Origin of the sequence: Klebsiella sp. LTGPAF-6F (assembly GCF_001753185.1) — a bacterium.
In the GTDB taxonomy this organism is placed as follows: Bacteria; Pseudomonadota; Gammaproteobacteria; order Enterobacterales; family Enterobacteriaceae; genus Klebsiella; species Klebsiella michiganensis.
Genome location: NZ_CP017450.1, coordinates 4805254 through 4821626, shown reverse-complemented (window position 1 = coordinate 4821626; position 16373 = coordinate 4805254). Strand labels below are relative to the sequence as shown.

The following is a 16373-nucleotide window of genomic DNA, read 5'->3' as shown; positions in this document are numbered from 1 at the left end:
AAATATGAGGAAAACAGGGATTCAACTGACGAATCCGCCGCGGCTTTATCAGCTCTGCGGCAGGGTCGCTCCGTGGCTGGGCGGCGCCAGCGCGCTGGTACTGCTCGCGGGCTGGGTCTGGGGATTTGGCTTTGCGCCCGCGGACTATCAGCAGGGCGAGAGCTATCGCATTATCTATCTGCATGTTCCGGCGGCAATGTGGTCTATGGGCATTTATGCCCTGATGGCGGCCGCGGCGTTCTTCGGCGTGGTCTGGCAGATGAAAATGGCCAATCTGGCGCTGGCGGCGATGGCGCCCGTGGGGGCGGTGTTTACTTTTGTGGCGCTGGTGACTGGTTCCGCGTGGGGTAAGCCAATGTGGGGAACCTGGTGGGTTTGGGATGCCAGATTAACCTCTGAGCTGGTTCTGCTGTTTCTCTACGTCGGCGCGATAGCGCTGTGGCACGCTTTTGACGATCGCCGTCTGGCCGGGCGCGCGGCGGCTATTCTGGTGCTGATTGGCGTGGTGAATTTACCGATAGTTCACTACTCGGTTGAGTGGTGGAACACCCTGCATCAGGGCTCAACGAATATGCAGCAAAGCATCGCTCCGGCGATGCGCGCGCCGCTGCGGCTGGCGATTATCGGCTACCTGCTGCTGTTTATCACGCTGGCCCTAATGCGCATGCGGAATCTGATTTTGCTCATGGAAAAACGTCGCCCGTGGGTCAGTGAACTGATTTTAAAAAGAGGTCGTCGATGAGCAGCGCATTTACAAGCTGGAGTGATTTCCTGGCCATGGGCGGCTATGCCTTTTACGTCTGGCTGGCGGTGGCGTTGACCGTTCTTCCGCTGGCGGCGCTGGTCGCGCACAGCGCGACCCTGCATCGTGTCATTCTGCGCGATATCGCCCGGCAGCGCGCCCGTGAAGCCCGCAGGCGCGCGGCGCGGGAGGCGACATGAATATTCGCCGCAAAAACCGGCTGTGGGTCGCCCTTGCGGTGCTCGCCGGGCTAACGCTGACCACCGCGCTGGTGCTCTATGCGCTGCGTTCCAGTATCGACCTGTTCTATACGCCTGGCGAAATCCTCTACGGCAAGCGCGAAACGCAGCAGCGGCCCGAGCGGGGTCAGCGTCTGCGCGTCGGTGGGATGGTCGCGCCCGGCAGCGTGAAGCGGGATGCGAATTCGCTGCAGGTGAGTTTTAGCATCTATGACGCCGAAGGTTCGGTGGACGTCAGCTACGAAGGCATTCTGCCGGACCTGTTCCGCGAAGGGCAGGGCGTGGTGGTTCAGGGCGAGCTTGATGCGCACAACCGGATACAGGCGAAAGAAGTGCTCGCCAAACACGATGAGAACTACACTCCGCCAGACGTGGAAAAAGCGATGGAGAGCAACCATCGTCGCCCGGATAGCGCCTACAGGGACACATCCTTATGATGCCTGAAGTCGGCAACGGGCTGCTGTGCCTGGCGCTTGGCGTCGCGCTACTGCTTTCCGTCTATCCGCTGTGGGGCGCGGCGCGGGGGGACAGGCGAATGATGGCCTCTTCCCGGGTATTTGCCGTTCTGCTGTTCATCCTCATTATGGGCGCCTTTGTGGTGCTGATTAACGCCTTCATTACCAACGATTTTACGTTGAGCTACGTGGTCAGTAACGCCAATACTCAGCTGCCGGTCCGGTACCGCGTGGCCGCAGCCTGGGGCGCACATGAAGGTTCGCTGCTGCTATGGGTGCTGCTGATGAGCGGCTGGACAGTGGCGGTAGCGCTGCGCAGCAGGCGAATGCCGCTTGATATTGTCGCCCGGGCGCTGGCGGTAATGGGAACGATCAGCGTTGGCTTTCTGCTGTTTATTCTGTTCACCTCCAACCCGTTTGCCCGTACGCTGCCGGAATTTGCCATTGAAGGGCGCGACCTGAACCCGCTGTTGCAGGACCCCGGGCTCATTTTCCATCCGCCGCTGCTGTATATGGGCTATGTGGGCTTCTCGGTGAGTTTTGCCCTGGCGATAGCCGCGCTGTTGAGCGGGCGGCTGGATAGCACCTTCGCTCGCTTCTCTCGCCCGTGGACGCTGGCGGCGTGGGCCTTCCTGACGCTCGGTATTGTGCTGGGCTCCGCATGGGCTTACTACGAGCTCGGATGGGGAGGCTGGTGGTTCTGGGATCCGGTGGAAAACGCGTCGCTGATGCCATGGCTGGCCGGCACCGCGCTGCTGCATTCGCTGGCGGTCACTGAACAGCGCGCCAGCTTCAAGGCGTGGACGCTTCTGCTCGCTATCTGCGCATTTTCGCTCTGTCTGCTGGGGACCTTTCTGGTGCGTTCCGGCGTGCTGGTCTCGGTTCACGCTTTTACCTCCGACCCGGCGCGCGGCATGTTTATTCTGGCCTTTATGGTGCTGGTCATTGGCGGCTCTTTACTGCTGTTCGCCATGCGTGGCTATAAAGTCCGCTCTCGGGTAAATAATGCGCTCTGGTCGCGCGAGTCGCTGCTGCTCGGCAACAACGTTCTGCTGATGGCCGCTATGCTCACGGTGCTGCTGGGTACGCTGCTGCCGCTGGTGCATAAACAGCTGGGCCTCGGCAGTATTTCGATTGGCGAGCCGTTCTTTAATACGATGTTTAGCTGGCTGATGGCGCCGTTTGCGCTCCTGATGGGCATCGGCCCGCTGGTGCGCTGGGGGCGCGATCGCCCGCGTAAGCTCAGGGGGCTGCTGGTTATTGCCTGCGCAAGCACGCTGGCGCTGTCGCTTCTGTTGCCGTGGTGGTTGGGCGATAAGATTGTCGCCATGACGGTGGTCGGGCTGGCGATGGCCTGTTGGGTCTTTGTGCTGGCGGGAGTAGAGATCGCTTTGCGGGTTTCACGCGGCGCCAGGATGACCCTCAGCTACTGGGGAATGGTCGCAGGCCACCTCGGGCTGGCGGTCACCATCGTGGGTATCGCCTTTAGTCAAAATTACAGCGTGGAGCGCGACGTGCGCATGCGGGTGGGCGACAGCGTCGATGTCCATGAATATCGTTTTTCTTTCCGTGAGGTCAAAGAGGCGATCGGCCCAAACTATCGCTCCGCCGTCGCGGTGATTGGCGTCATGCGACGCGGCGAACCGCAGGCGATACTGAATGCGGAAAAGCGCTTTTACCACAGCAGCAGCGCCATGATGACCGAAGCGGCGGTTGACGGCGGATTTACCCGCGATCTCTATGCCGCGCTGGGCGAAGAGCTGGGCAACGGCGCCTGGGCCGTACGCCTTTATTATAAACCGTTCGTACGCTGGATTTGGGCCGGGGGAGTGCTGATGGCGCTGGGCGGGCTGTTGTGCCTGTGCGATCCGCGCTATCGCCCGCGCCGCGGATATCCTGGCGCGGAGGCCAGATGAAGCGCTGTACGTTGTTGATGCCGCTGGTCATTTTTATGGCTATCGCGATGCTGCTGCTGTGGCAGCTGGCGCGTAATGTGGAAGGGGACGATCCCAATAGCCTGGAGTCGGCGCTGATCGGAAAACCGGTACCGATTTTCCGTCTTGAGGCGCTGGAAGATCCCGGGCAGCATTTTCAGTCGGATGCGCTGGCCCAGGGCAAACCGCTGCTGCTTAACGTCTGGGCGACCTGGTGCCCGACCTGTCGCGCAGAGCATCAGTATTTGAATCAGCTTTCCGCGCGGGGGATCCGCGTGGTGGGCCTGAACTACAAAGACGATCGGCAGAAAGCAATTGGCTGGCTGAACACGCTGGGCAATCCCTACGCGATGAGCCTGTTTGACGGCGACGGGATGCTCGGGCTGGATCTCGGAGTCTACGGCGCGCCGGAGACGTTTTTGATCGATGGACAGGGGATCATTCGCTACCGCCACGCGGGGGATCTTAACGATCGGGTGTGGGAGCGCGAATTCAGGCCGCTGTGGGAGAAGTTTAGCCGGGAGGATGCGCCATGAGATTATTACTGAGCGCGCTGCTGCTGCTTTGCGCAAACGCGCTGGCCGCTATTGATGTCATGCCGTTTAAGGACGAGGAGCAGGAACAGCGGTTTCGCCTGCTCACGGAGCAGCTTCGGTGCCCGAAATGCCAGAACAATAGCATTGCGGATTCCAGTTCCGCGATCGCGGCCGACCTGCGGCAGAAAGTTTTTACGCTTATGCAGGAAGGAAAAAGCGACAGCGATATTGTGGACTACATGGTGGCGCGCTACGGCAACTTCGTCACCTACGATCCGCCATTAACCCCGCTGACGATGCTGCTGTGGGTCGTGCCGGCCGCTGCGATCGCCATGGGCGGTTGGGCTATATTGGCCCGCTCCCGCCGCCGCGTCAGGCCAGGGCTGGAGACGTTTTCTGACGGCCGGGCGCCGGAGGATAAATCCGCCGGGCCGTGGATTTTTATACCTGGCGCGGTGCTTGCGCTGGTGGTAGGTGCGGTCAGCTATAGCCAGACCGGCCACTATCAGCAGGTGCAACGCTGGCAGCAGGCGGTGGCTCAGACGCCGGCTCTGTTGGCGCGGGTGCAGGATCCAAAGGCGCAGCCGCTTGATGAAGACGAGCTGCGGCGTCTGGCCCTCGGGCTACGCACGACGCTGTGGCAAAATCCGGATGCTTCTATTGAGGACTGGCTTATGCTCGGGCGTCTCGGCAGGGTCCTGGATAACGCCGCTATGGCGACTCAGGCCTATGCTCGCGCTTACGCGCTGGCTCCGGATAACGATCGCGCGGCATTTGGCTATGCGGAGGCGCTGCTGCGGGTATCTGACCCGCGGGGCGGTGCGCTGGTGCGCCAGCTGATGGAGAGCCAGCGCGTTAACGACCGCCTGCTTAATCTGTACGCGCTCAGTGCATCAGAGCAGGCGCATTTCAGCGAGGCGCTGACGGCGTGGCGGTTGCTGCTAAAACGATTACCGCCAGACGATAGGCGCCGGGCGGTCATTGAGCATCATATCAACCAGACGGAGCAACGGTTAACCCACGGACATCCCGCCGTTGACGCGCAAGGTTAATAACCGCTCCGTTTGTTCACCAGGTTTTTCAGCGGCAGCGCTTGCTGCTGCCGCCGGATGTTGTCCAGCAGCTGGCGGGCAATCACCTCCGTCTGCGCGATGGAGGCCATATGCGGCGTGATCGCCACCTGCGGGTGTTGCCACAGCGGGTCTTCCTGGGGCAGGGGCTCGACGGGGAAGACGTCCAGCACCGCGCCGGACAGCTTGCCGCTATCCAGCGCCTCGAGCACGTCCTGATTCACCATATGCTCGCCGCGGCCGCAGTTAATCAGCGACGCGCCGTCGGGCAGCTGCTGCAGTAAAGGATGGGCGAGGATGCCTCGCGTCTGCCCGGTTAACGGCAGGACGTTGATCAGCGCATCCAGCTGGCCAAGGAATTCGCCAGCCTGCGCCTCTCCGTGGTAGCAGCGCACGCCGGCAAGGGATTTTTCGCTACGCGCCCAGCCGGAAACCCGATACCCCAGCGCGGCCAGCTGCGAGGCGATATAGCCGCCAATTTCGCCGAGGCCCATGACGCCAACGTGATAATCGGCCGCCGCTCGCTGCGGATACATCTTCCAGACGCGCTCGCGCTGGTGGGCCAGCGCCCGGTCAAAGCGACGCTGAAACCACAGCACGCCCCACAGCGCGTATTCAAACATACCGTGACGAAAATCTTCATCCACCACCCGGCAGAGCGGAACGTCGCTGGCGAAAACGCTGGCGGGCAAATGGTCTACGCCGGCAGACGCGGCCTGGATCAGCTTCAGCTGAGGCGAGCGCGCCAGCAGCTGCGGGTCGGGAAACCAGCAGCAGGCGTATTGCGCCTCGCGGGCGGCGGGGTCCTCGGGCAGAACCGCTTTCACTTCCGGGAATAGCGCGAACGCGGCGCAAAGCTCCCGGGTGTACTGAGGATCGTTACAATCCACGACGATGGTGAACTGGGTCATAGGCATTAGCTCTTATAAGAAGTATCAAGGCGGTCCAGGCGCCGCAGCCACGCCTGCCACACCAGCTGGCGTTCATGTTCAACCCCCATCAGCTGCTCACCGGCGTGCCGGCTCAGCGGTTCAGGTATCGTATGGATGGGGCCGAGCGGCGCCAGCTGCGCGGCGGCCATCTGGATCTCGCAGGCGCGGTTCAGGTAGTACATGATGTAAAACGCATCGGCGACGGTGCGCCCGACCGACAGCAGCCCGTGGCTTTGCAGGATCAGGGCGATGTTCTCGCCGAGCGAGCGCTGGATCCGCACGCGTTCATCGAGATCGAATGCGACGCCTTCATAAGGATGGTAGCCGACGCGTTGATAAAATTCGGTGCTGATTTGGTTAAGCTGCAGCAGCCCGTCTGCGCAGGCGGCAACGGCCATCCCCGGCAGCGTGTGGGTGTGGATCACGCAGTGGGCGTCTTCCCGGGCCATATGGACCGCGCTATGAATGGTAAATCCCGCCGAGTTTGCCGGGGCGCTGCCCTCGACGACCTTGCCCTGCATATCGACCACGATTAAGTTGCTGGCGGTGACTTCGTCAAACATCATGCCAAAGGGGTTAATTAAAAACCGCGGCTCGCCGTCGCCGGGCAGGCGCACGGAGAAGTGGGTATACAGCGTGTCTTCCCAGCCGAAGAGCGCCGCCAGACGATAGGCGGCGGCCAGCTGCTGGCGTAGTTCCCGTTCAGTTGCCATTTATTGCACTCCCATAAATTCACGAATGCGGGTGAGGGTCGGATCGGCGGCATCGCTGCGAATGCGCTGCGGCGGCATATCGCTCTGCACGACGCCGTTTTCCATCATCACCACCCGGTCAGAAATTGATAAGGCGAAGTCCATCTCGTGGGTCACGATAATCATCGTCATGCCTTCGCGGGCGAGGGACTGAATGACCTTCAGCACTTCGCCAACCAGTTCAGGGTCCAGCGCCGACGTGGGTTCATCAAACAGCATGATGTCCGGTTTCAGCGCCAGGGCGCGGGCGATGGCCACGCGCTGCTGCTGGCCGCCGGAGAGCTGGTACGGGTACTTTTCGGCGTGCGCCAGCAGACCGACGCGATCCAGCAGCCACAGCGCCTGCTCTCTGGCGGCGGCGCGGTCGAGCAGCTTGTGATAGAGCGGGGCGAGCATCACGTTATCCAGCACCGTGCGGTGGGGAAACAGGTTGAAGCCCTGGAACACCATGCCGATGCGGCGTACGCCCGCGCGCATTTGCTGTTTATCAACAATGGAGGCGCCCTTCAGGTAATCCTCGCCGTAAAGAATGATCTCGCCGCCGTCGATGCTTTCAAGGGCGTTAATGGTGCGGATCAGGGTGGTCTTGCCGGAGCCGGACGGGCCGATGATGCTGATTACCTCGCCGTTTTCCACTTTCAGGTCGATGCCTTTCAGCACGTGGTGCTGGCCCCAGGATTTTTCGATGGCGTGCAGATCCAGCGCCGGCGGGTTGCCGCTGGCGGCCTGCGCTTTTTGCGTCTGTACCGGCGGCTTCAGATTCTGGCGTAGGGTTTCGCATTCATGCTCGTTGAGCGTTTGCGGGCGCTTACGCTGAATATCCAGCAGGTTTTCCAGCGCCCGGAACAGCCAGCTAAACACCGTGACGACCATAACGTAGTAAATGGCGACCGCCAGCAGCGTCTCCATGACGAGAAAATTCTGCGCGTACAGGCGCTGGCCGGTCAGCAGCAGCTCCGGCAGCGAAATAACCGACAGAATCGAGCTGAGCTTGATGATGGTGATGTATTCGTTAATCAGCGTGGGCAGGGAAATACGAAACGCCTGCGGGATAATAATTAAGCGCTGAATCCCGATAAAGCTAAAGCTTAAGGCATGCCCGGCTTCGCTTTGCCCCCTGGCGACCGAAAGCAGGCCGCCGCGATGGATTTCCGCCATGTAGGCCGCTTCGGTCACCGTCATCGAGACCAGGCCGGCAATAAACGGAACGCCGAGCAGCGGTTGGGTGGCCGGAAACAGCTGCGGCAGGTTATAGACAAAGACCAGCAGGACCATCAGCGGTACGCTGCGGAAAAACCAAATATAGAGTTCGACGGGAACCTTCAGCCAGCGCGGGCCAGAGAGCTTCGCGCAGGCTAAAAGAAAACCTAATATCAGGCCAATAAACCAGGACAATGAACTGACGACAACCACGGTGACACACGCCTGCCAGAATGCCCCAACGCTAAATAATGAAAAAAAGTATCCCCAATCGAACTCCATAACGACTCCCGTTTAATTATTGTATTAATTGATGCTTTCTAAGTTGTATTTCTTGATGATGGCGTCATATTTGCCGTTGGCTTTAAGGGTGGCTAACGTTGATTTAATGGCCTCGGCCAGCTCGGTGTTGCCTTTGGCGACGTAAATTCCCAGCGGCAGCGGATAGACCAGACGGTTCGAGCTAATGGCCAGGCGGCCGCGGCTTTTCTCGACGATAATTTGCGCCGCCGGGGCGATTTCTAACTGGGCGTTGATATTTTTCGACAGCAGAGCCTGGGAGGCTTCCGGCGCGGTCGGGAATTCCTGAATACTAATGGCCGGTTTGCCGTTTTTCAGGCAGTACTCGTCGGAGTGCGTTTTCAGGCTGGAAACCCAGGCGGTACCCGCCTGCAGACCTACCTTCACGCCGCACAGTTCGTCTTCCGTTTTTGGCTGAATGGCGCTACTTTTCAGCGCAATAATGGACGCGCCGGACAGGGCGTAAGGGATGGCGTCCGCCTGCTTCTGGCGCTCGGGCGTCACGTACATCCCGGAGATCACCGCATCGTATTTCTTACCGATACCTAAGATCAGACTGGTGAATTTCGTGTCGATAAGCTGCGGTTTTGCCTTCAGCTGTTCGGCGATCAGCGCCGCGAACTCCGGGTCGATGCCGACAATATTGTTATTGCTGTCATAGGATTCAAAAGGCGGATAGGTCACCTCCATCCCGACTTTAAAGACGCCCTCGGTCAGCAGCTCAGCGGCCTGAGCCAGCGGGGAAAAACAAGCGGTGACGGCGATGGATAAAGCCACACGGCGCGAGATTTTTTTTAGCGTTTTGTTCATCATTTATCCTCACGGGTTATTTACGGTTTTTTGCTGTGCTTGTTTTTTCAGATGGCCAAAGGTGTTAGTGCCGCGGGCGCGTTCGGGGAGCTGGAGCTCGCCTCGGGTGACTTTCTCGCGCAGGTAGCGATAGGTCTGTAACGCCTGGCTCCACATATGCTCACCAATGCTCAGTTCTTGATACTCGCTGGCTTCGCCTGCCTCAAGGAAGCCCGGCAGCGGGCGAATCAGCGTGTGGTAGTCGCAGGCGAAAAACAGCGGGAAGGAGTAGCGTTCCTGCGGCACCTTGCGTACGCGGTGTGCGGTTGCAACAAATGTGCCAGCGCTCAGGACTTCCAGCATGTCGCCGATATTAATCACGAAAGCCTCTTCTCCGGTCGCGTTCTTCAGCGGCGGGGCGTCGATCCAGTCGCTATCTTCATTCAGCACTTCAAGACCCGGCTGGTCGGCGAGCAGCAGGGTGAAGCATTCATAGTCGGTGTGTGCACCAATACCGGGAACATCTTCGGCGCTGGCGTCAAAGGGGTAGTGGATCAGACGCAGCTTTGACGGCGGGCAGGTAACCATCGACCTGAAATAGCCCTCCGGCAGGCCAAGGGCGAGAGCGAAGGCGTCAAACAGGCGATGCCCAAGGGCGAAGACCGCGTCATAGTAGGCCAGCACGCGGGATTGAAATTCCGGCACGTCCGGCCACTCGTTGGCGCCAATCAGCGGCGTTTTCGCCACGACGAACGGGTGGTCGTCGGCGGCCTGAAAGCCGATATCAAACGCCTCTTTGTGATCCGGCTTGCCGGAGCCGTAAATCTCTTCCCCTTCGGGAACGTAGCCCTTATGGCTTTTCGACTGTCCGATGTAGTACGCCATCTTGCGCTCCATCGGCAGGGCGAAAATCTCTTTGGCCGCCGCGCGGATCCCGGCAATCAGTTCAGGCGCGATGCCGTGGCCGGTAACGTAGAAAAAGCCGACTTCGCGGGCCGCCTGGCCGATGGCGTCGGCTACCGCCTGGCGTCGGACGAGATCGTCGCAGGCCAGGTCGCTGATATCGATGGTCGGTAATTCAGTAAACGAACTTTTTGCAGCGGTCATTTCTTCCGTTCCTTATTCAGTTTGCGAGGTGAATTCAACAAAATGCTGCTGTTCACGCTGGGCCATCCAGGCGTTCAGCGACCACAGGTCGGCGACCGGAACGTTGGTAAACGGCAGGTGATGCAGGTAGCCATCGGGGCCAAATTCCGGCGTAAGCGTGGTGTACTGGTAGCCGCGCCGGCGCTGCGATTGCCAGATCTGTTCCCAGAAGCGCTGCTGAAACCGCAGGGCCGCCCGATATTCCGGCGCGGCGGGGTGCGGCACCTGCGGCCCCTGGTCGTACCCGGCGCGGGCCTGAATATGTTGGACCCGTTCGATAAAGGCGCTGAAGTCATCGCAGGGGTCATCCAGCAGGCGTTCGCTTACCACGATCCAGTGGCTGATATCGGCGGTAAAGCGCAGCTGCGGCAGCTGTTGAATTATCTCCAGCGTTAGCCACGGGCTATACAGCGACGTGGCGCGATGGGTTTCAAAGCTGCAGAACAGCTCATATTCGGTGGCGAGCTCATGCGCTCTGCCGAGAAAATCCACCTGCTGCGCCAGCGGCCAGCGGTCGTTACCGGCCAGCAGATTGACGAAGCGCGGATTAAGCGCTTTTGCCGCCGCAAAACGTTCTTTTAAGCGCTCCAGATGCTGCGCGGGCGTCTCGGCCTGGGCCGGAATAACGCCGCCGCCGCTGAACACAATGGCGATATACTCAAGCGCGGACGCTTCGATGCGTTGGGCCAGCGCCCGCTGCTCTTCTCGCGTCAGCGGAACCCGCGCTTCAATGCCGCAGCAGCCGACGCTCCGGAGTTCGCTGACTGTTTGCTGCCACGGAGTGGTTACGCCCCACAGCGTGCGAAAGACGTTAAGCTGCATGGTTTTTCCTCTATGGATATTTCACGCCCGGGAGAACGCAGAGCATTTCATACAGCAGGTTGGCGGCCAGCTGGGACGTGTTGCCGCTGACGTCGTAGGGGGGCGAGACCTCGACCAGGTCGCAGCCAATCAGGTTCAGGCCGCGGCAGCCGCGCACGATTTCCAGCGCCTGAATCGACGTCAGTCCGCCCACTTCCGGGGTTCCGGTGCCGGGGGCCCAGATCGGGTCGAGGCTATCAATATCGAAGCTGAGATAAACCGGGCCAGCCCCCATTTGCTGGCGCACTTCGGCCATTAGCGGGGTCAAAGATTTGTGCCAGCACTGCTCGGCCTGAACCAGACGAAAACCGCGATCGACGCCCCACTGGAAGTCACCGGCGGCGTAGCCCTGCGCGCGCTGGCCAATCTGCACGACGCGTTTAAGATCCAGCAGCCCCTCTTCGACGGCGCGGCGGAAGGTGGTGCCGTGGGCAATCTTTTCGCCGAACATCTCATCGTTGGTATCGGTGTGGGCATCGACGTGAATCAGCCCAACCGGACCGTGCTTTTTGGTCAGCGCGCGCAGGATCGGCAGGGTAATGGTGTGATCGCCCCCCAGCGTCAGGGGGATAAGCGGAAAACTATTTAAACCGGTGTAGTAATCCTCGATAATCTGCACCGATTTGAGCAGGTTGTAGGTATTGATCGGTACATCACCAATATCTGCCACCGACAATGAATCAAAAGGCGCGGCGCCGGTGGCCATGTTGTACGGGCGAATCATTACCGATTCGGTACGAATATAGCGCGGTCCGTAGCGCGTTCCGGAACGCTGTGAGGTTCCGATATCCAGCGGGATGCCGACAAACGCTGCATCAAGTCCCTGTAAATTTTCGATAAATGGCAGGCGCATCATCGTGGCGCGGCCACCAAAACGCGGCATCTCGTTGCCACCCTGCGGTTGATGAAAGACGTTATCCATTTCAGCTCCTGAATCTGACAAACAAAACTCAACAGCAGGGATAGTGCGAAAGATGTGCTGGACTTTAAATCGTCTGCCGCAAATACTTAGTTCATTTATTAGTGAACTAAGACGCTATGCTTAACGACGCGACGCTTAACATTCGACAGCTCCAGGTTTTTGAGGCGGTGGCCCGTCTTGAGAGCTATGGCCGGGCCCAGCAGGAGCTGGGGATTTCCGTTTCCGCGATCAGCAATGCGATGTCGCAGCTGGAAGGCCAGCTTGGCTTTAGCCTGTGTCAGCGCGGGCGCGGCGGCTTTGCGTTGACCGAAAAAGGGCAGCATTTTTTACAGCAGGCGATCCGCGTGCTGAGCGAACTGAATGAACTGGAGCGCCAGTCGGCGCTGCTGAAAGGCGAGCATAGCGGCACGATTTGTATCTCAACGCTCGATTCCATCGAGACGGAGACCGCGCTGTCGCTACCGGTCGTGCTGCGCAGCTTTAGCGATAAGTTTCCTAATGTGCATATCAAGCTGATTATCCGTACCCCGGCGGAACAGCTTAACGGCGTATTGAATAACCATATCGATCTCGCCATCGGCAGCTACAACTCGCGGGTGCATAACATCATCAGCGAACCGCTCTATCGCGAGCAGCACTGGCTCTACTGCAGCGACCTGCATCCCATGTTCTTCAGTCGACAGCTCGATAAAGAGCTGATCAGCCAGTGTCCGCTGGTGACGCGCAGCTACTGGAATACCAGCGATCTCCGGCGGCGCGGGTTCAGCAAGGGCAGCGCGACCGTTGAAACCGTCGATGCGCAGCTGCTGCTCATCCTCTCCGGGAAATATATCGGCTACCTTCCCGAGCACTACGCCTGGCCGTGGATTAAGGAGAATCGCCTGCGCGTACTGCTGCCCAATGAGTTTGGTTTTCAATCTCCCTTCTCGGCGATATGCAAGCGCGGGCGCAGCAACGAACCCTACCTGAAGGAGTTTCGCAATCTACTCAAGAAGAATACGGTGGCCAGACCGAAGTGGAGTGAATGAGATTCGTATTGAATGAGTAACAGCTTATGCCTGATTTGAATTGTAAAAAGACCGCTCAATATCAGGCATATAAAAGGTAATGTGTCATTAATCATATGGGTGTGAGAAAAAGCTTAGATAAAAATATCGTCCTGCACCTGGATAATTCCCATTCCCAATCTGGTTAAAAAATGACCTTTTTGTGTGTTTTTTCTGAATTAATGTTAAATCCAACGCCTGACGTTGTTTGTTAAAATTTTTTCTGCTGCAATCGACAAATATATTTTTGACGTATTTTTTTTCTAATGGATGGGAAGATGATAAGAAATAGCTTATTGGCATTGGTGTGCATTTCTGTAGGTTTATTACAGGGGTGTACTAATGGTAAAAAACCGCAGAGCGCACTCATAAAAAAAGATGTCATTCAAAATGAACAGCCCGCGCAGGTTCCTGCTTTACAGCAGTGTATCCAGGATGCCGACGCTTTAGTTAAGCTCGATAAAAAGTTTCAGCAGGATTCAAACGAGCTGTATGGTTTAATCAATGACGCTAAGTTTTATGCTTCTGTTTCAGACCAAACCTCCGCCAGCGTAAAATCAACGATTACACCGCTTTTTGAATACAAGATAAACGATAAGTGTAATAGCATTTCGCAGAAATTAATTAAAGAGTTTGAAAGCCGGGCAAGAAAAGCTGAACTCAAGGATGGGCTGGCCAGATGATGGACGCTAAGGGGAAACTGAATATATGCAATCTACGAGGTCCTGCGATTGTATTTGCTCTTTTTACCCTTATTGTTGTGTTTCCTGCTCGTGCTGAGCGGGGAGACTTCCTTGATAATATATCGAAACTCGAAATAAACAATCCGCCGGCCTCAGGCGCCGCCAGCGGGGAGTCGGTCTCGTCTAAGCAAAATAACGATAGCCCTGATAAAAAAACGCCTCAGAAGCAGGACGTCGTCAGAAAAAAAAGTCATCAGAATAAAACAGAGAGTACGATTAACGCTCTGCGGAAACAGAATGCGGAGCTGAGCGCTGCCGCCAAAGCGGCGGAGAAAAAGCGCGCTGAAACGACGCGCGAACTGTCGGCGCAGATCGCCGAGCTGAAGGCTCAGAGTGAACAGCGTGTACGGAAAGAGAGCGGCGAAACTGCCGCCGTGAGCGCGCTGAGCAAAAAGAACGCCGAGCTGGCCGCCGCTGCCGAAGCGGCGCAGAAAAAACTGGATGAGACCACCCGCTCGCTGACGGCGCAGATTGCCGCATTGACGGCACAGCGTGCACAGAACGAAAGCGGGCAGACCACCGCGCTTGATGCGCTGAGCAAAAAGAACGCCGAGCTGGCCGCCGCTGTCGAAGCGGCGCAGAAAAAACTGGATGAGACCTCCCGCACGCTATCTGTGCAGATTGCCGCGCTGAAAACGCAGAAGGAGCAGAGTGAGAACCTGCAGAAATCGACGATCAATACGCTGACGGGAAAGAATCTGGAACTGCGCGCCGCTGCCGAATCTGCACAGAAAAAGCAGGATGAGACCACCCGCGCGCTGTCGGCGCAGATCGCCATGCTGAACAAGCAGCGCGCGGAGAGAGAAGGTCAGCAGAAAACCGCGCTTGATGCGCTGAGCAAAAAGAACGCCGAGCTGGCCGCCGCCGCCGAAGCGGCGCAGAAAAAGCAGGATGAGACCACCCGTGCGCTGTCGGCGCAGATCGCCATGCTGAACAAGCAGCACGCGGAGAGGGAAGAGCAGCAGAAAACCGCGCTTGATGCGCTGACCAAAAAGAACGCCGAGCTGAACGCCGCCGCCGCAACCGCGCAGAAAGAAAATGATGTTTCAGTCGCTGCTTTAAACGATAAAAATAAAAAATTACAGTCTACGCTCGATAGCCTGGCCATCAAGCAAAGTGATTTAAGCCTTGCGGATAAAAGTCATAAAAATGCCTATGCGCTCGGCGTTTTCTACCTTACCCAGGCGCTATCCGATGTGAATAAAATGGCCGACAATAATGTCAAGCTGGCGCCTTCAGCGTTGGTTTCCGGGTTTAACGACGCTTATAATAAAAAACTTAAAATTAAAGAAAATGAAATAGAAAGTATCGTTAACATGCTTAACGAACAACTATCGTCTAAGTACGTCGATATTGAAAAAAGAATCATGGCTAAAATCAAAAACAAGAAATATGAGATTTTGCCTAATGGTGTCTATTTTGTGGTTGATAAAAAAGGAAAGGAGTCGTACAAGTCGAATGAGACTTTGTCTATGAATATCCTTGAGAAGAAGCTTGATGGTACGCCGATACTCAATACGATGAATTCAAAGATGGTTTACGATAAGCAAATCGATCCGCTAATGGCCAAAGTATTATCATCCGGATTAAAAGGCGGAACGGTCACGCTATATGGACAGGCCGGCTCGCTGTATAGCACCACGCCAGCGGACCTGAACCCGGATACCTTAATCTCCATTACCTTCGAACTCATTCCCTGAGCGATCGATAGCGGCTCCCCGCCGACTTGCGTATCCGCAAAGCCATCGCCCGCATACCAGGGGGGTAGTCAGATGTCCGGGACGGACATCATGGCTGCAACTATCGCCTGGCGGGCAGAATATTGCCCATCCCGCTTTCAAGCGATCGCTTCCGGCTGCAGTCAATCCAGCTGCATGAGGTTTGACTCAAAGACGGTGACGCCCGAGGCCTCCCCGGCGTAATGCGCCGCTTCGTCATACGGGGCGAGGTGTGAAAAGCAGGTGTGGTGAGAGAGGGCGGTACAATAATTACCAATTAATAAACCCACCGGCGGCACCTTTAGGATATCATCCTGTGTATGTCGTCTCCGCAAAATCACCGTTTTCAGGTAGCCTATGAGTGAGCATCTATCTCGTACCGCCGTTATTGTGGATGACCATCCCCTGGCGCGTATGGCCATACGTGGCGTGCTGGCAAAGCAGCACATTACCATTATCAAAGAGTATGAAGACGGGGCTACCGCCTTAAAGGCATTGACCAAAATGGCGGTGGATATTGTCGTTGTGGATGTTGACATTCCCGATATAAATGGCGTTGAGCTGGTGGAGAAACTCAGAGCGCAGCGCTTTAGCGGCACGTTGATCGTGGTGTCGGCAAAGAACGATCGCTATTACAGTAAACGCTGCGCGCAAGCCGGCGCGAATGCGTTTATTAGTAAAAAACAGGATATGGACAATATTCTCGCCGCGGTTAACGCGGCGCAAAACGGCTATAGCTATTTTCCCTTTTTCCTCGAAGAACCGTCGGCGGCGCTAACGGATAGCCAGCGTCTGGAGTCCCTTTCCGCGCAGGAGATGAAGGTCATGAGCTATATGCTCAGCGGCCTGGACAACTCGCAGATCGGCGAGGCGATGTTTATTAGCAGTAAAACGGTGAGCACATACAAGACGCGATTAATGGAAAAGTTAGGCTGTAAATCACTGATCGAACTACTCTCTTTTGCCCATCAGAATAAGCTGACCTGAA

The 16373-nt window shown here is 57.4% G+C and carries 18 protein-coding genes; 10 read left to right on the top strand and 8 right to left on the bottom strand.

The window, feature by feature from the left end; translation table 11 throughout:
* Positions 1-4 precede the first annotated feature (4 nt).
* Genes BJF97_RS22465 through BJF97_RS22440 form a run of 6 tightly spaced genes read left to right on the top strand, consistent with a single transcriptional unit; the run spans position 5 to position 4958 of the window.
* Complete coding sequence (locus tag BJF97_RS22465; protein WP_014839270.1) at positions 5-742, top strand: heme ABC transporter permease; 738 nt, start codon at positions 5-7, stop codon at positions 740-742.
* The gene (gene ccmD, locus BJF97_RS22460) at positions 739-942 is read left to right on the top strand and encodes a heme exporter protein CcmD (protein WP_014839269.1); all 204 of its coding nucleotides are present in this window, start codon (positions 739-741) and stop codon (positions 940-942) included. Before BJF97_RS22465 ends, ccmD begins: the two co-directional genes overlap by 4 nt.
* On the top strand, positions 939-1418 hold the full coding sequence (gene ccmE, locus BJF97_RS22455; RefSeq protein ID WP_014839268.1) for a cytochrome c maturation protein CcmE: 480 nt from the start codon (positions 939-941) through the stop codon (positions 1416-1418). Before ccmD ends, ccmE begins: the two co-directional genes overlap by 4 nt.
* Complete coding sequence (locus BJF97_RS22450; RefSeq protein ID WP_032694791.1) at positions 1415-3352, top strand: heme lyase CcmF/NrfE family subunit; 1938 nt, start codon at positions 1415-1417, stop codon at positions 3350-3352. Before ccmE ends, BJF97_RS22450 begins: the two co-directional genes overlap by 4 nt.
* A complete protein-coding gene (gene dsbE / locus BJF97_RS22445) occupies positions 3349-3906 on the top strand; it encodes a thiol:disulfide interchange protein DsbE (RefSeq protein WP_032694792.1) in 558 nt (185 codons plus the stop codon). The genes BJF97_RS22450 and dsbE overlap by 4 nt, the downstream gene beginning before the upstream one ends.
* Positions 3903-4958 (top strand): cytochrome c-type biogenesis protein CcmH, encoded by a 1056-nt coding sequence (locus BJF97_RS22440; protein ID WP_032694793.1) that lies wholly within the window; start codon positions 3903-3905, stop codon positions 4956-4958. Before dsbE ends, BJF97_RS22440 begins: the two co-directional genes overlap by 4 nt.
* Here the strand turns inward: BJF97_RS22440 and BJF97_RS22435 are convergent.
* The 7 genes from BJF97_RS22435 to speB are packed head-to-tail and all read right to left on the bottom strand — an operon-like array spanning position 4955 to position 11878.
* Positions 4955-5887 (bottom strand): 2-hydroxyacid dehydrogenase, encoded by a 933-nt coding sequence (locus BJF97_RS22435; RefSeq protein WP_014839264.1) that lies wholly within the window; start codon positions 5885-5887, stop codon positions 4955-4957. The two genes, BJF97_RS22440 and BJF97_RS22435, sit on opposite strands and share 4 nt — an antisense overlap.
* Positions 5888-5892: 5 nt before the next feature.
* Positions 5893-6621 carry a class II aldolase/adducin family protein gene (locus BJF97_RS22430; protein ID WP_014839263.1) on the bottom strand — a complete coding sequence of 243 codons (729 nt, stop codon included), beginning with the start codon at positions 6619-6621 and terminating at the stop codon, positions 5893-5895.
* The gene (locus tag BJF97_RS22425; protein ID WP_032694794.1) at positions 6622-8142 is read right to left on the bottom strand and encodes an amino acid ABC transporter permease/ATP-binding protein; all 1521 of its coding nucleotides are present in this window, start codon (positions 8140-8142) and stop codon (positions 6622-6624) included.
* 24 nt (positions 8143-8166) lie between these two features.
* Entirely contained in the window at positions 8167-8970 is an 804-nt protein-coding gene (locus tag BJF97_RS22420) for an ABC transporter substrate-binding protein (protein WP_025107316.1), read from the bottom strand.
* Between the two features lie 9 nt (positions 8971-8979).
* The gene (locus BJF97_RS22415) at positions 8980-10056 is read right to left on the bottom strand and encodes an isopenicillin N synthase family dioxygenase (protein ID WP_009652534.1); all 1077 of its coding nucleotides are present in this window, start codon (positions 10054-10056) and stop codon (positions 8980-8982) included.
* Positions 10057-10068: 12 nt separating this feature from the next.
* Positions 10069-10917 carry a sugar phosphate isomerase/epimerase family protein gene (locus tag BJF97_RS22410; RefSeq protein ID WP_032694795.1) on the bottom strand — a complete coding sequence of 283 codons (849 nt, stop codon included), beginning with the start codon at positions 10915-10917 and terminating at the stop codon, positions 10069-10071.
* 10 nt (positions 10918-10927) lie between these two features.
* On the bottom strand, positions 10928-11878 hold the full coding sequence (speB, locus tag BJF97_RS22405) for an agmatinase (RefSeq protein ID WP_014839259.1): 951 nt from the start codon (positions 11876-11878) through the stop codon (positions 10928-10930).
* A 116-nt stretch (positions 11879-11994) separates the two neighbouring features.
* Between speB and BJF97_RS22400 the strand changes: the two genes are divergently transcribed.
* From BJF97_RS22400 to BJF97_RS22390, 3 genes are all read left to right on the top strand, one after another.
* Positions 11995-12906 (top strand): LysR family transcriptional regulator, encoded by a 912-nt coding sequence (locus BJF97_RS22400; RefSeq protein WP_004135102.1) that lies wholly within the window; start codon positions 11995-11997, stop codon positions 12904-12906.
* A gap of 296 nt (positions 12907-13202) precedes the next feature.
* Positions 13203-13607, top strand: a complete 405-nt coding sequence (locus tag BJF97_RS22395) for a hypothetical protein (protein ID WP_014226465.1) — start codon at positions 13203-13205, stop codon at positions 13605-13607.
* Positions 13604-15367: a hypothetical protein gene (locus tag BJF97_RS22390; RefSeq protein WP_032694796.1), complete on the top strand. Its 1764-nt coding sequence runs from the start codon at positions 13604-13606 to the stop codon at positions 15365-15367. Before BJF97_RS22395 ends, BJF97_RS22390 begins: the two co-directional genes overlap by 4 nt.
* Positions 15368-15528: 161 nt before the next feature.
* Here the strand turns inward: BJF97_RS22390 and BJF97_RS35720 are convergent, their stop codons facing one another.
* Positions 15529-15675, bottom strand: a complete 147-nt coding sequence (locus tag BJF97_RS35720) for a hypothetical protein (protein WP_223226782.1) — start codon at positions 15673-15675, stop codon at positions 15529-15531.
* 67 nt (positions 15676-15742) lie between these two features.
* On the opposite strand from BJF97_RS35720, the gene evgA reads away from it, so the two are divergent.
* Positions 15743-16372, top strand: coding sequence for an acid-sensing system DNA-binding response regulator EvgA (evgA, locus tag BJF97_RS22385; RefSeq protein ID WP_032694797.1), 630 nt, complete (start codon positions 15743-15745; stop codon positions 16370-16372).
* The last annotated feature ends 1 nt before the right edge of the window (position 16373 follow it).